The sequence below is a fragment of the Streptomyces sp. NPDC007264 genome (assembly GCF_042869095.1).
GTDB lineage: Bacteria > Actinomycetota > Actinomycetes > Streptomycetales > Streptomycetaceae > Streptomyces.
Genome location: NZ_JBIAFD010000018.1, coordinates 111,340 through 124,132, shown reverse-complemented (window position 1 = coordinate 124,132; position 12,793 = coordinate 111,340). Strand labels below are relative to the sequence as shown.

Genomic DNA, 12,793 nt, shown 5'->3' with positions numbered 1-12,793 from the left:
CCCTCAGTCCCATTCCAGGCCGCCGCGCCGCCATACGTACGCGTACGCGACGAAGACGGTGAGCACGAAGAGCAGCATCTCCACGAGCCCGAACATCCCCAGGGCGTCGAAGGTGACGGCCCAGGGGTACAGGAAGACGATCTCGATGTCGAAGACGATGAAGAGCATCGCCGTCAGGTAGTACTTGATGGGAAAACGCCCGCCACCGGCCGGTGTCGGGGTCGGCTCGATACCACACTCGTAAGCCTCGAGCTTGGCCCGGTTGTACCGCTTCGGACCGATCAGCGTGGCCATGACCACGGAGAAGATCGCAAAGCCTGCCCCGAGGGCTCCCAGTACGAGGATGGGCGCATACGCGTTCACCGCTCCTCGCTCCTCTCAGTCGGCACTGACTGCTGGCGGTTGCGCTGGGCTCACGCCGGCCCCGCCTGTACCGCGAACCCCACTTGCCCCAGCGAAGATCGTGCACATGTGAAGGAGGTCACAAGCCCAACTGCGGTGCATCCTATGCCCGGGGGTGTGTGATCTGCGACACGGGGGTGTCCTTGTACTTTGTGATCTCTACCACCCGTCGAACGATCATGAAGTCGGATGAGCGGTGATCTTCGTATGCGAAGCGGCCAAGCGATCACCAAGAGATGACATTTTCGCTCGTTGTCGCTGGTCAGAGCCGTCTCGCACTATCAAAGGGCGACCGCCCGAGGCAAATTCGCACCGAGCCGGATCCCTTGATAGAGGGGCGCACCCCCACGGGCGGGGAGGGGCGGGCCGGAGGTGGACGTGTGCACGCGTTCACGAGGGAGGTGCACGCGTTCGCGAGCCGAGGTGCACGCGTTCACAAGCGCCCCGCCTCCCCTCGATCGACCGGCGACCACAGCACGTCATCGACCGCACACCGTCCGCGATCCCGGCCCCCGTCGCACATCAGGCGCCTCACCCGGGACGGAGGAGCGCGCCCCGCGCGAGACGCCCCCGCCGCGGTGACCGTTCCGTGACCTGCGCCACATCCGCGAGAGAGCCCATAAACCGGGCTTGGCCACACGTCCCCACCGGTGGTAGGCGCAGGGCAATCCGGACGTAACGACGAAAGACCGTGATCACAGGCTTGATCACTCGTGTCCGCAATGCCCGTTACGGCGTCAATAAAGAACGACACACCCGGGATTCACGGCGCCCATTGAACAACTGTGGCGCAGCACACGTTCCTTGAAGGTATGGAGGAGCCCCTGATACCGCTTGTACCCATGTCCCACACCGCTCACATACGCAGCCACCGGAAGCCCCGGAACCGCAGCGCGTCGAATCTCGCGATGCGGGCCGGAGTTGCCGGTGGCGTCCTCAGCATGGCCGCGGTCGGCGCGGCCGCATCGGCGAACGCCGCCGAGCCGGTGACGCAGACCCTCGAACTGCCCACCCTCACGGCCGACATGGCCACGCAGGTCGCGCAGTCCGCGGAGGCCACCCAGCAGGCTGCGGCCGACTACCAGCTGCAGGCCGAGCGTGACGCGGCCGCGGCAAAGGCCGCGAAGCAGGCCAAGGCGGACCTCGCGTTGGCGCAGAAGAAGGCGGAGGCCAAGAAGAAGGCCGAGGAGGCCCGCAAGGCGGCCGCCGAGAGCGCCACGCGCAGCTCCGCGCGGACCGTCCTCTCCACGACGACGACCGCCTCCGCGCCGAGCGGCAGCGTCGGAACCGTGATCTCCTTCCTCAAGGCACAGGTCGGCGACGCCTACGTCATGGGCGGCACCGGGCCGAACGCCTGGGACTGCTCCGGCCTCGTCCAGGCCGCCTTCAGGCAGGTCGGCGTCGACCTGCCGCGCGTCTCGCAGGACCAGTCGACGGTCGGCACCGATGTCTCGCTCTCCAACCTCCAGGTCGGGGACATCCTCTACTGGGGCGCCAAGGGCTCCGCGTACCACGTCGGTGTGTACATCGGCAACGGTCAGTACCTGGACGCGGCCAACCCCTCCAAGGGCGTCGTCATCCAGGACCTCTCCGGGTACCCGGCGACGGGAGCCGTGCGGGTTCTCTGAGCCGCAGCCGTATCTCCCGCGCACCGTACAAGCCGGACAGGGTGAAGGGCCGCAGCCGCTCGGGGGCGGCGGCCCTTCGGTTCGTCCCGTCCGGGCCGGCGGGGCCCTGTCCGGACAGGCGTCCTGGACGGCTCAGCCCACGTCGAAGGTGTTGGGCAGCCCCAGCCGGTAGCGCACCTCGTCGACGCGCTTCAGGGGCTCCATCTCCGGCGGCCGGTACAGCTCCCAGATGCGGCACCGCTCGGCGCCCGAACCGTCCGCGTCCAGGAGCGCGTTGACGGCCCGTCGGGCCGACTCGTTGGCTCCCTCCATGGTCGCCAGGTCCACGTCCGTGCGGACGTAGTCCCCCGCGAGGAAGAAGTTGGGCACCGCGGTCCTCGCCGACGGGCGGTGGTAGAGCGTGCCCGTGGGGTGGATGAGCAGCGGCTCGCGGTTCTGCGGATCGGGTCCCCCGAGCCCGGTCACCGCCGGGTCCATGAACCAGCCGAGCCGGTCGGCGTCGGTGAGCGTCGCCCCGCCGTAGTCGTCGAGGGCGTCCTTCAGTTGCGCCCAGCACTCCTCGACGATCTCCTCGCGCGTGCATTCGCGGGCCTTCTTGCCGTACAGGATCCCCGGTTTGTCCCACTCCGACACGATCGCGGAGAGGCAGTCGCGCGCGCTCCCGTCGCCGTAGTCCTCCGGGAAGTTCCGCACGTCCCGGAACTGCGCCTGCCCGATCCCCGTCACCGACCACGGGGAGTCCAGGCAGTTGATGTGCCCGTGCACCACGGGGGTGGGCGTGCGCAGATAGAACTGCACGCCGGTCATCCAGTCCGTCCGCAGCGCGTCGCACCGGGCGAGCTGCGGGTCGGCGGCGCGCAGGGCCGCCCCCCAGGTGCGCCGGGCGTGCTCGACCGGCAGGGCGGAGACGTAGTGGTCGGCGGAGACGGTGCGTTCGCGGCTCCCGTCGCGCGCGGACACCTGCACGCCGGTGACGCGCCCGCCCTCGTACAGCACCTCACGCACCTGCGCGTCGAACACGAACTCGACGCCCAGAGAGCGCAGATGCGCGGCCCAGGGGTCGATCCAGGCCTCACTGGTGGGGGCGTTGAGCACCCGGTCGATGTCGGCGTCGCCGTCCATGCCGCGCCCCAGCACTCCCCACAGCAGCAGCGCCTCGACGATGACGCGGCCGACGATGGGGGTCCCCCCGAGCTCGAACGAAGTTGAGGGCTTGGGGGAGGGTGGAGGCGACCTCGGCGCGGGTGGCAACCAGGTTGCGGGTCTGGCCGATGCCGAGGAGCGTGCGGTACTCCTCGCTCATCTGCCCGGCGCGGATGAAGTCCCACCAGGAGGTCTTCTCCCACTGGTCCTCGCGGCGGGCGTCGCAGCTGGTGAGGTGGACGAGGAGACGGTCGGCGAAGTACGCGGCCTCGTACGCGGGCAGCCGGGTGCCGAGGTCGAGGACGGACAGGACCTGGTCGCGGATCCAGGACGGGGTGATGTCGCCGGGCGCGGGCGGAGTGGTGAGCCGGCGCAGCGGGAAGTGGAGGTCGGGTCGGCCGCCCGCGCGGGCGAAGAGCGCCTCGGTGGCGCTGCGGAGGTTGTCGTGGACGCCGCCCGCGTTGCCGGGGAAGGGGATGCGGCGCATGGTGTCCGGCAGGTTCCGGTAGAAGCCGGGGAAGAAGCGGAAGCCGTGTTCCCCGGGCAGCGGCCTGCGCCCGCCCGAGCCGGTTCCGGGGACGTCCATCGAGCGGGCCTTGCCGCCGAGGACGTCGTAGTACTCGTAGACGGTGACGGCATAGCCGCGCTCGGCCAGTTCTTGGGCGGCGCTGAGTCCGGAGACACCGCCGCCGAGGACCGCCACCCGGGTCGCCTCGGAGGCGGAGGCGGAGGCGGCCGGGGCGGAGGACGCGGACGCGGCGGCGCCCGGCCGTAACGAGACGGCGGCGGCGGTGCCTGAGGCGCCGGCGAGGAAGCGTCTGCGGGTCGTTCCCTGGTGTTCTGTTGTCATGGCTACGGGAGGGCAGAGAGACGCGCCGCACGACGGAAGGTCGCCGCTCGGTCACCCACAGCATCCTCACCGACGGTGCGGGTCTCACACCAGCGGGAACAGGCGCGGCCCGACCACGCCGTCGTCCGCGGCCAGGACGGGGCGGAGCTGCCGGCGCACGCGGCCGGTGAGCCCGGAGCGCGCCGGGGGGGACCGAGGGGCGCGGCGAACCCGGGGGCCACGGAACCGGGGGCCACGGAACCGGGGGCCACGGAACCGGGGGCCACGGAACCGGGGCCGGCCGAGGCCGCCCCCGGCGTGGGTCACGCCTTCGGGGCCACCTTCGACAGGCCGTTGATCACCCGGTCCATCGCGTCCCCGCCCGTCGGGTCCGTCAGGTTGGCCAGGAGCTTCAGGGTGAACTTCATCAGCAGCGGGTGCGTCAGGCCCCGCTGCGTGGCGATCCTCATCACCTTCGGGTTGCCGATCAGCTTCACGAAGGCGCGGCCCAGCGTGTAGTAGCCGCCGTAGGTGTCCTTGAGGATCTTCGGGTAGTTGTGCAGGGCCAGTTCGCGCTGGGCGGGGGTCGCGCGGGCCACGGCCTGCACGATGACGTCCGCGGCGATCTGGCCCGACTCCATGGCGTACGCGATGCCCTCGCCGTTGAACGGGTTGACCAGGCCGCCCGCATCGCCGACGAGCAGCAGGCCCTTCGTGTAGTGCGGCTGCCGGTTGAAGGCCATGGGGAGGGCGGCACCGCGGATCGGACCGGTCATGTTCTCGGGGGTGTAGCCCCAGTCCTCCGGCATCGAGGCGCACCACGCCTTGAGGACCTCGCGCCAGTCCAGCTCCTTGAAGGAGGCGGAGGTGTTGAGGACGCCCAGGCCGACGTTCGACGTGCCGTCGCCCATGCCGAAGATCCAGCCGTAGCCGGGCAGCAGCCGCTCCTGGCCGCCGCGCCGGTCCCACAGCTCCAGCCAGGACTCCAGGTAGTCGTCGTCGTGGCGCGGGGAGGTGAAGTAGGTGCGGACCGCGACGCCCATCGGGCGGTCCTCGCGGCGGTGCAGACCCATCGCCAGGGACAGCCGCGAGGAGTTGCCGTCCGCGGCCACCACCAGCGGCGCGTGGAAGGTGACCTCGCGCTTGTCGTCGCCGAGCTTCGCGTGCACGCCGGTGATGCGGCCGGTGCGGTCGTCGACGATCGGCGCGCCCACGTTGCAGCGCTCGTACAGCCGCGCGCCCGCCTTCTGCGCCTGCCGGGCCAGCTGCTCGTCGAAGTCGTCGCGCCTGCGGACCAGTCCGTAGTCCGGGTACGAGGCGAGATCCGGCCAGTCGAGCTGGAGCCGCACCCCGCCGCCGATGATCCGCAGTCCCTTGTTCCGCAGCCAGCCGGCCTCCTCGGAGATGTCGATGCCCATCGCGACGAGCTGCTTGGTGGCGCGGGGCGTGAGGCCGTCGCCGCACACCTTCTCGCGCGGGAAGGCGGTCTTCTCCAGCAGCAGGACGTCGAGTCCGGCCTTCGCCAGGTAGTACGCGGTGGTGGAACCGGCTGGCCCGGCCCCGACGACGATCACGTCGGCGGTGTGTTCGGTAAGGGGCTGGGGCTCGGTCACGGCGGGTTCTCCCCAAGACTCGACGACGACAAGGCGGGACCGGCGGCGACGGCAGCGACGACACCGGCGACAACGGCGTCAGCGGCGTCAGCAACGGAGACAATCGGCGAAAACGACGTGCTGACGGGCACTGGACATGGGCAGTCTATTCAGCGGTACCGATCCCCCGGCTGAAGGGCTGCCCCGTGACCAGAGCTCTCCCCGACGTACGGCTGCGCGTTCCCACCGACGAGGACGCCTTCGCCTGGCACGGGATCTTCGCCGACCCCGAGGTCATGAGGTTCCACGGCGGCCGGGCCGCCGAGCTGTCCGTCTACGAGGAGCTCACCGCCCGCCAGCGCAGGCACGACGCCGAGTACGGGTTCTGCCTGTGGACCATGTTGGACGAGTCGGGCGAGGTCATCGGGTTCACGGGCGCGCAGCCGTGGCCGGGCGACTGGGGTCCGAAGGGCGAGATCGAGATCGGCTGGCGGCTCGCGCGGGCGCACTGGGGCAAGGGGTACGTCACCGCGGCCGCCCTCGCCACGCTGGAGCGGGTGCGGGCGGCGGGCGTGCCCCGGGTCGTCGCCATGGTCCGGCCCGCCAACGAGCGGTCGACAGCCGTGGCCCGGCGCCTCGGGATGGAGCTGGCCGAGGTCCTCACCGACCCCGTACAGGGCGAACCCGCGCACTGCTACCGGCTGGAACTGTGACGCTGGGTGATGGACTGCTACAGATAGCCACGCAACGCTTCCGGGCAACACCCTCGGCCGGTTACCCTTCCAGTACCGCTGGGGGTGACATCTGTGCCCATAACGCCAAAAACACCCGAAGTGCGCGTTCCGCGGCTGATCGGTCTGATGGCCATGGACGCGCGCGAGGCCGCGGAGAAGCAGGGTGTGCTGCTCGCCGCACCCGACCGGCCGGACTTCCATCTCACCGTCGTCGACTACGTCGTACGCCAATATCCCCTGCCCGGCGCGCAGGTGCCGCGGGGCGCCGTGGTGACCGTGTGGTTCGACCTCGGCGAGGGCGAGGGCGGCGGGGGCGCCGGGGTGCGCGAGCCACGCCTGCCCATTCCGCCACCGGGCGGACTGCGCCGCGAACTCGACGAACCGGGGAACGCGTTCGAACTGCTCAGGTGAGTTCCCGTCGCGCCGCGGCCCGTGGCGACACGCCCGTCGCCCCCGCCGTGCGCGGTCCCCGTGCGCCCGGCGGCGGAGAGGCCGACCCTAGTGCTGTGACCGGGAAGGTTCACCGGCTCGCGACGCCCGGCACGGCTCCCCCACGCTCGGCTGCGCTCGCGCGGGAGGGGCCCCCACCGCCGCGTTGTCGCATCACCCGCGTACATCCAGTACGCGGGCGACACTCCGCCTTGCGATGCTCCCCCGCAGCCCGAAGGGCGCGGGAGGTGCCCCCGGCACCGGACGCCGCGAGCTTCCGGCAAACCTTCCCGGCCACAGCACCAGCCCTGGAACTAGTGGTGCCGCTGCCAGAACAGCAGCCCCGCCGCCGCGCCACCGCCGACGGCGCCCGCGGCGACGACGGTGACGACCCAGACGAGCACGCGGCTGCGGCGCTGCTCCGGGAGGCCCACGGGAGCGCCCGGCGCGAAGGCGGCCGGGGGAACGGGGTGGTGTGCGGACGGCGCGGGCGGCCCGCCGGGAGCCGCCGGGGGCCGGACGGGGGCCGGGGGCGTGGCGGGCCCGGGGCCGGCCGGAGCCACGGAAGTGCCCCACGCGCCCGCCGGAGCGCTCGGCATCGGCGGGATCGGCGGGGGGAAGACCGACGTACGGCCGCCGAACATCTGCACCAGGTACGGCGCCACGAACGCGGCCCCGAAGACCCACAACAGGCCGAAGAGCAGCCCCTCCGGCAGGCTCAGGCCCGCCTCGGCCGAGCCTCCGAATCCACCCGAGGGTCCGTAGCCGAGGCCGAGGCCGAGGCCGTAGTCGGAGCCGAAACCGGAGCCGTAACCGGAGCCGGAGCCGTAGTCCGGGGACGCGTTCGCCGACAGTCGCCAGCCGAAGCCGCCGATCCAGGCGAGCAGCAGGAACAGGGCCACGAAGACGCCGGCAGCCAGCATCTGTTCGCGCCGGTCCGCCGAGCGGCGCGCGGCGATCACGCCCAGCGTGAGCGCGCACACCAGACCGAGGGCCAGCGCCCCGACCACCGCCCATGAGCCCGCCGTGTCCCCGAGTTCGGACAGGCCGAAGCTCTCGTGCCGGTACGACCCGCCGTACGCCGAACTCCCGCTCGCCCGCGCGTCGATGGAGGCGCCCCAGGACAGGCCGAGCGCCAGGACCGCGAGGTTGGGCAGCAGGAGCAGCGCGGAGAGCACCGGGGACACGTCCGAGCCGCCCGTCCGGTCGTCGATCCGGGTGAGGCAGACGACGAACGCGACGGCGGAGCACAGGGCCAGCACGATCGTGAAGGCCCGCAGCGCGGTCCCGGCCGCCCGCAGGGCCGAGCCCGCGCCGCCCGGCCGCGCCGTCAGCCGCTCGGCGAGGTCGTCGCGATGCAGCACTCCGCCCGCGACGGCGAACCCGAGCAGCAGGGCGCCGAGGGCCGCGAGCCAGGGCGAGGTGGAGACCCGCACCCCGGTCGCGAGGGTCGGGCGCGCGCACAGGGCGAGCACGAGGGTGGCGGCGGCCACGAGCAGCGCGACCCGTACGGCCGCCTCCAGTCCGGCGGTTCCCTCGCGCGGGCCGCGGGCGGGGAGGCCGCGGCGCAGGGCGCGCAGGCCGAGGCAGAGCGCGGCGATCCACAGCGCGGTCACGGTCAGGGGGATCAGCGACAGCGAGCCACCGCCCTGGACGCCGGAGAAGAACCCACCGGACGTGTCGTCACCGAGCATCGAACCGGTCGGGTCCGTCACCTCGAACCCGCCGCCGAGTGCCTGCAGCAGCGCGGCGAGCGCGATCCGCAGCCGGTCCCCGAAGCCGACCACCACGGCGTCGTCCTGCCCGTACGACGGGATCGCCAGCGCCACGGCGGCGCCGGCCATCAGCCCGACGGGCCACGCGGCGGCCCGGGCGGCCCCGCCCCAGTCCCCACGGAAGGCCCGCCCGAAGAAGGCCCCGAGCGGGGAGGCCGGGACGGGCGCGTGGAAGGGGGGCGGCGGAGAGGCGGGAGGCACGACGGCGGGAGGCACGACGGCGGGCGGCACGGCGGCGGGAGGCGACGGCAGGGCTGCCGGGCGCGGCGGCACGCTCTCCGGGGCCGGCGAGGCGGCCGCCGGGGCGGCCGGAGAGCCCGCCGGAGCCGACGGAGCGCCCGCCGAGGCCGGCGGGACGGTCGACGAACCCGACGGAGCGGTCGCTGGAGCCGTCGGGGCGGTCGCAGAGGTCTGCGGTGCCGACGGGGCGCCCGCAGAGGTCTGCGGAGCCGTCGCCGGGGCCGGTGGGGCGGTCGACGAACCGGGCGGAGCGGTCGGCGGTTGTGGTGGCGGGCCGGAGGGTCCGGGCGGGGCGCCCGGACCCTCCGGGGCACCCTGGGGCTCGTCCCCCGCCGCGGTCAGCGGTACGCGCTCCCGCCCGCATCCCATGCAGTAGCGGGCCTCGTCGGGAACCTGGGTCCCGCAGTGCGGGCAGTACGACGCCATGGGAACGCTCCGTCGACGTAAGAACTCGTGCCGTGATCAGACGTCATCAACGGACGAACGTCCTCCATGCACTGGTTCCCGTCGATCCCCCTGAGGCAGGGGCGCGTCGACGGCAGGACCGGCGCGAAGCCGCCGCGGGGACCGTCAGACGCTCTTGAAGCCGCGGTGCAGGGCCACGATCCCGCCCGTGAGGTTCCGCCACGCCACCTGGGACCAGCCCGCCTTGAGCAGCCGGTCGGCGAGGGCCGGCTGGTCGGGCCAGGCGCGGATGGACTCGGCGAGGTAGACGTACGCGTCGGGGTTGGACGACACCGCGCGGGCCACCGGCGGCAGCGCGCGCATCAGGTACTCGGTGTAGACCGTCCGGAAGGGCGCCCAGGTCGGGTGCGAGAACTCGCAGATCACCACCCGGCCGCCGGGCTTCGTCACCCGGTACAGCTCGCGCAGCGCCGCGTCCGTGTCCTGCACGTTGCGCAGCCCGAAGGAGATCGTCACCGCGTCGAAGACGTCGTCCCTGAACGGCAGCCGCGTCCCGTCCCCCGCGGTGAACGGCAACCAGGGGTGCCGCCTCTTGCCGACCTGGAGCATGCCGAGAGAGAAGTCGCAGGGGACCACGTACGCCCCGGTGCGGGTGAAGGGCAGCGAGGAGGTCGCCGTGCCGGCCGCCAGGTCCAGGACCTTCTGCGCGGGGCGCGCGTCGACCGCCTTCGCGACCTCCTTGCGCCACACCCGGTCCTGGCCGAGCGACAGCAGGTCGTTCGTCAGGTCGTACCGTTCCGCCACGTCGTCGAACATCGAGGCGACTTCGTGCGGCTGCTTGTCCAGGGATGCGCGGGTCACGCCGCCCATTGTGGCAGTACCGGGTACGGCACCCGCGCGCCGCACCCGGCACATCGCCTCAGCGGCGGCGGTGCACCAGCCGGCCCGCGACGACCGTGGCCACGCACGTCCCGGCCCCGCGCTCCGCGAGCGCCGCCTCGTCCGGGACGTCGAACACGGCGAACGTCGCGTCCCACCCGACCGAGCCGTCGGGCGGCAGCGGCCGGGGCATCGCCTCCGCCAGGCTCCGTCCGGCCAGCGGGTCGAGGGCCGGGGGCCCCGCGGGAGTCCCGAAGCGCTCCTCCACGGTCAGTCCCGCCCGGTGGACGACGTCCACCACCGCGGGCCGCCACAGGTCGCCCGCCACGGCGACGGTCCCGTGCGCCAGCATCCGCTGCACGCCGCGCCGGGCGCTCGCGCCCCAGCGGGCGTCGCTCATGCCGCGCGCCCCGATCGCCTCGAGGGCGCTGCCCATGAGCGGCTCGGTGCCGAGTTCGTCGGCCTCGCGCGGATCGGGATGGTAGGCCCGCTCCAGCAGTTCGGGCCCGTACGGGTTCAGCAGGCCCGGGGTGAGCAGGCCCGGCCAGCGCCGGACGCGGGCCGTCGGGTGGGCCGCCACCAGTTCGTCGTACGGGCCGAGGGCCGCGCACCCCCGGCCGTCGACCAGCACCGCGCCGCCCGGCACGGCGGGCCGGCGGTCGCCGGTGAGCAGCAGGTCGGCGGCGTGGATCGTCAGCACGGGCGGGTCAGTTGGAAGCCAGCAGCTTCAGTTCGGGGTGGGCCGTGCCACCCGCGATCGCCGTGGACGAGATGTGGGAGACGACCCGCTCGTCGACGGGGTCGTTCGCCGGGTCCTCGTGGACGACGAGGTGCTCGTACGTCGTGGCCCGCTGGGCGGGCACCCTGCCCGCCTTCCGGATCAGGTCGATGATCTCCTGGCGGTTGGAGCGGTGCTTGGCGCCCGCCGAGGAGACCACGTTCTCCTCCAGCATGATGGAGCCGAGGTCGTCGGCGCCGTAGTGCAGCGACAGTTGACCGATCTCCTTGCCGGTGGTCAGCCACGAGCCCTGGATGTGCCGGACGTTGTCGAGGAAGAGGCGGGCGATCGCGATCATCCGCAGGTACTCGAAGACGGTCGCCTGGGTGCGGCCCTTGAGGTGGTTGTTCTCGGGCTGGTACGTGTACGGGATGAACGCCCGGAAACCGCCCGTGCGGTCCTGTGTGTCGCGGATCATCCGCAGGTGCTCGATGCGCTCGGCGTTGGTCTCGCCCGTGCCCATGAGCATGGTGGACGTCGACTCGACCCCCAGCCGGTGCGCGATCTCCATGATCTCCAGCCAGCGCTCGCCGCTCTCCTTCAGGGGCGCGATCGCCTTGCGCGGCCGCTCGGGCAGCAGTTCGGCGCCCGCACCGGCGAAGGAGTCGAGTCCGGCGGCGTGGATGCGCGTGACGGCCTCTTCCACCGTCACGCCCGAGATCCGCGCCATGTGCTCGACCTCGGAGGCACCCAGGCTGTGGATGACCAGCTGCGGGAAGGACTCCTTGATGGCGCGGAAGTGCTTCTCGTAGTACTCGACGCCGTAGTCCGGGTGGTGCCCGCCCTGGAACATGATCTGCGTGCCGCCCAGCTCGACCGTCTCCGCGCACCGGCGCAGGATGTCGTCGAGATCGCGCGTCCAGCCCTTGTCGGTGTCCTTCGGGGCCGCGTAGAACGCGCAGAACCTGCACGCCGTCACGCACACGTTCGTGTAGTTGATGTTGCGCTCGATGATGTAGGTCGCGATGTGCTCGATGCCGGCGTACATGCGGCGGCGCACGGCGTCGGCGGCGGCGCCCAGCGCGTGCAGCGGGGCGTCACGGTAGAGGGCGAGCGCTTCTTCGGGGGTGATCCGCCCACCGGCGGCGGCACGGTCGAGGACGGACTGGAGGTCGGCCTTCTCGGTCACCGGGCGTCCCTTTCGCGAGGGTTGTGGACGGACGCAGGGGCTGCGGACGGACCGGACCAGCCTACGCCAGGGGCCCCCGGCCACCGACGTCAGGCCGCGTGGGCGCCGATCAGCAGCCCGACGAAGGCGCCCGCGATGAGGAACGGCCCGAACGGGATCGCGGTCCGCCGCCCGGCCCGCCGCAGCGCCACGAGCGCGAGCCCGTACAGACCGCCGAAGAGGAACCCGGCGAAGGTCCCGAGCAGCACGGCGCCCCAGCCGTACCAGCCGAGCACGGCCCCGAGGCCCAGCGCGAGCTTGACGTCGCCGAAACCCATGCCGTTCGGGGGGAGGACGAAGAGCAGGAAGTACGCGCCGCCGAGCACCAGGGCGCCGAGCAGCGCGGTGAGCCACACCCCCGCGTGCCCGGGCAGGGCCGCCGCGGCGGCGAGCAGGGCCAGGGCGAGGGCCGCGAGCGGCAGGGTGAGCACGTCCGGCAGCCGCTGCACCCGGAAGTCCACGATCGTCAGCAGCACGCCGACGGGCGCGAGCAGCAGCCAGACGCCCAGTTCGGGGCGGTTGCCGGTGGCGAGCGCGAACCCCGCGCAGACCAGGGCGGTGGCCCCGCACACCAGGGCGGTCCCGGGCCCGTAGGCCCGCCCGTCCGCGCACCGCGCCCAGCCGACCCATCCGCCGATCGGATGCCCGTCCGGACAGCGGTCGCGCCACGGCTGCTCGGGCTCGACGCAGAGCCGGTACGCGGCCCGGGGCACCAGCGCACCGGCCGCCGCGCCCCACAGCGCGGCACCGGCGGTCAGCCAGAGGTCCAGATCCACGCGGACAGAGTATGC

General features: G+C 72.7%; 12 protein-coding genes and 1 pseudogene. 3 read left to right on the top strand and 10 right to left on the bottom strand.

Annotated features, from left to right (window positions below):
• Nucleotides 1-3: 3 nt before the first annotated feature.
• A complete protein-coding gene (locus ACFYMU_RS27190; RefSeq protein WP_266705409.1) occupies nucleotides 4-363 on the bottom strand; it encodes an NADH-quinone oxidoreductase subunit A in 360 nt (119 codons plus the stop codon).
• An 851-nt stretch (nucleotides 364-1,214) separates the two neighbouring features.
• On the opposite strand from ACFYMU_RS27190, the gene ACFYMU_RS27185 reads away from it, so the two are divergent.
• Complete coding sequence (locus ACFYMU_RS27185) at nucleotides 1,215-2,030, top strand: C40 family peptidase (protein ID WP_388378316.1); 816 nt, start codon at nucleotides 1,215-1,217, stop codon at nucleotides 2,028-2,030.
• Between the two features lie 132 nt (nucleotides 2,031-2,162).
• On the opposite strand, the gene ACFYMU_RS27180 is transcribed toward ACFYMU_RS27185, so the two are convergent.
• The 3 genes from ACFYMU_RS27180 to ACFYMU_RS27170 form a co-directional block, all read right to left on the bottom strand.
• Nucleotides 2,163-3,152, bottom strand: coding sequence for an FAD-dependent oxidoreductase (locus tag ACFYMU_RS27180; RefSeq protein ID WP_388378313.1), 990 nt, complete (start codon nucleotides 3,150-3,152; stop codon nucleotides 2,163-2,165).
• On the bottom strand, nucleotides 3,103-4,023 hold the full coding sequence (locus tag ACFYMU_RS27175) for an FAD-dependent oxidoreductase (protein ID WP_388378311.1): 921 nt from the start codon (nucleotides 4,021-4,023) through the stop codon (nucleotides 3,103-3,105). The genes ACFYMU_RS27180 and ACFYMU_RS27175 overlap by 50 nt, the downstream gene beginning before the upstream one ends.
• 302 nt (nucleotides 4,024-4,325) lie before the next feature.
• On the bottom strand, nucleotides 4,326-5,615 hold the full coding sequence (locus ACFYMU_RS27170) for a geranylgeranyl reductase family protein (protein ID WP_388378308.1): 1,290 nt from the start codon (nucleotides 5,613-5,615) through the stop codon (nucleotides 4,326-4,328).
• Between the two features lie 185 nt (nucleotides 5,616-5,800).
• Here ACFYMU_RS27170 and ACFYMU_RS27165 point away from each other — a divergent pair, with 185 nt between their 5' ends.
• Both ACFYMU_RS27165 and ACFYMU_RS27160 read left to right on the top strand, forming a co-directional pair.
• On the top strand, nucleotides 5,801-6,307 hold the full coding sequence (locus ACFYMU_RS27165) for a GNAT family N-acetyltransferase (RefSeq protein WP_388378305.1): 507 nt from the start codon (nucleotides 5,801-5,803) through the stop codon (nucleotides 6,305-6,307).
• A gap of 120 nt (nucleotides 6,308-6,427) precedes the next feature.
• Nucleotides 6,428-6,739, top strand: a complete 312-nt coding sequence (locus ACFYMU_RS27160) for a PASTA domain-containing protein (RefSeq protein ID WP_388378302.1) — start codon at nucleotides 6,428-6,430, stop codon at nucleotides 6,737-6,739.
• Nucleotides 6,740-7,071: 332 nt separating this feature from the next.
• Here the strand turns inward: ACFYMU_RS27160 and ACFYMU_RS27155 are convergent, their stop codons facing one another.
• From ACFYMU_RS27155 to ACFYMU_RS27130, 6 genes and pseudogenes are all read right to left on the bottom strand, one after another.
• Entirely contained in the window at nucleotides 7,072-8,601 is a 1,530-nt protein-coding gene (locus ACFYMU_RS27155) for a DUF6350 family protein (protein WP_388378416.1), read from the bottom strand.
• A 528-nt stretch (nucleotides 8,602-9,129) separates the two neighbouring features.
• Nucleotides 9,130-9,198, bottom strand: a pseudogene (locus tag ACFYMU_RS27150) (zinc-ribbon domain-containing protein); the annotation flags it as partial.
• A gap of 144 nt (nucleotides 9,199-9,342) precedes the next feature.
• Nucleotides 9,343-10,038: a demethylmenaquinone methyltransferase gene (locus ACFYMU_RS27145; protein WP_388378299.1), complete on the bottom strand. Its 696-nt coding sequence runs from the start codon at nucleotides 10,036-10,038 to the stop codon at nucleotides 9,343-9,345.
• A gap of 58 nt (nucleotides 10,039-10,096) precedes the next feature.
• Nucleotides 10,097-10,756 (bottom strand): hypothetical protein, encoded by a 660-nt coding sequence (locus tag ACFYMU_RS27140; RefSeq protein WP_388378296.1) that lies wholly within the window; start codon nucleotides 10,754-10,756, stop codon nucleotides 10,097-10,099.
• Between the two features lie 7 nt (nucleotides 10,757-10,763).
• Nucleotides 10,764-11,963, bottom strand: a complete 1,200-nt coding sequence (gene mqnC / locus ACFYMU_RS27135; protein WP_388378293.1) for a cyclic dehypoxanthinyl futalosine synthase — start codon at nucleotides 11,961-11,963, stop codon at nucleotides 10,764-10,766.
• Between the two features lie 89 nt (nucleotides 11,964-12,052).
• Nucleotides 12,053-12,778, bottom strand: a complete 726-nt coding sequence (locus ACFYMU_RS27130) for a prepilin peptidase (RefSeq protein WP_388378291.1) — start codon at nucleotides 12,776-12,778, stop codon at nucleotides 12,053-12,055.
• Nucleotides 12,779-12,793 lie beyond the last annotated feature (15 nt).

Bases quoted from the DNA above. Each gene is read 5' to 3' on its own strand.
- ACFYMU_RS27185 (WP_388378316.1), top strand. From the start codon at position 1,215: ATGGAGGAGCCCCTGATACCGCTTGTACCCATGTCCCACACCGCTCAC.
- ACFYMU_RS27155 (WP_388378416.1), bottom strand. From the start codon at position 8,601: ATGGCCGGCGCCGCCGTGGCGCTGGCGATCCCGTCGTACGGGCAGGAC.
- ACFYMU_RS27180 (WP_388378313.1), bottom strand. From the start codon at position 3,152: ATGGACGGCGACGCCGACATCGACCGGGTGCTCAACGCCCCCACCAGT.
- ACFYMU_RS27175 (WP_388378311.1), bottom strand. From the start codon at position 4,023: ATGACAACAGAACACCAGGGAACGACCCGCAGACGCTTCCTCGCCGGC.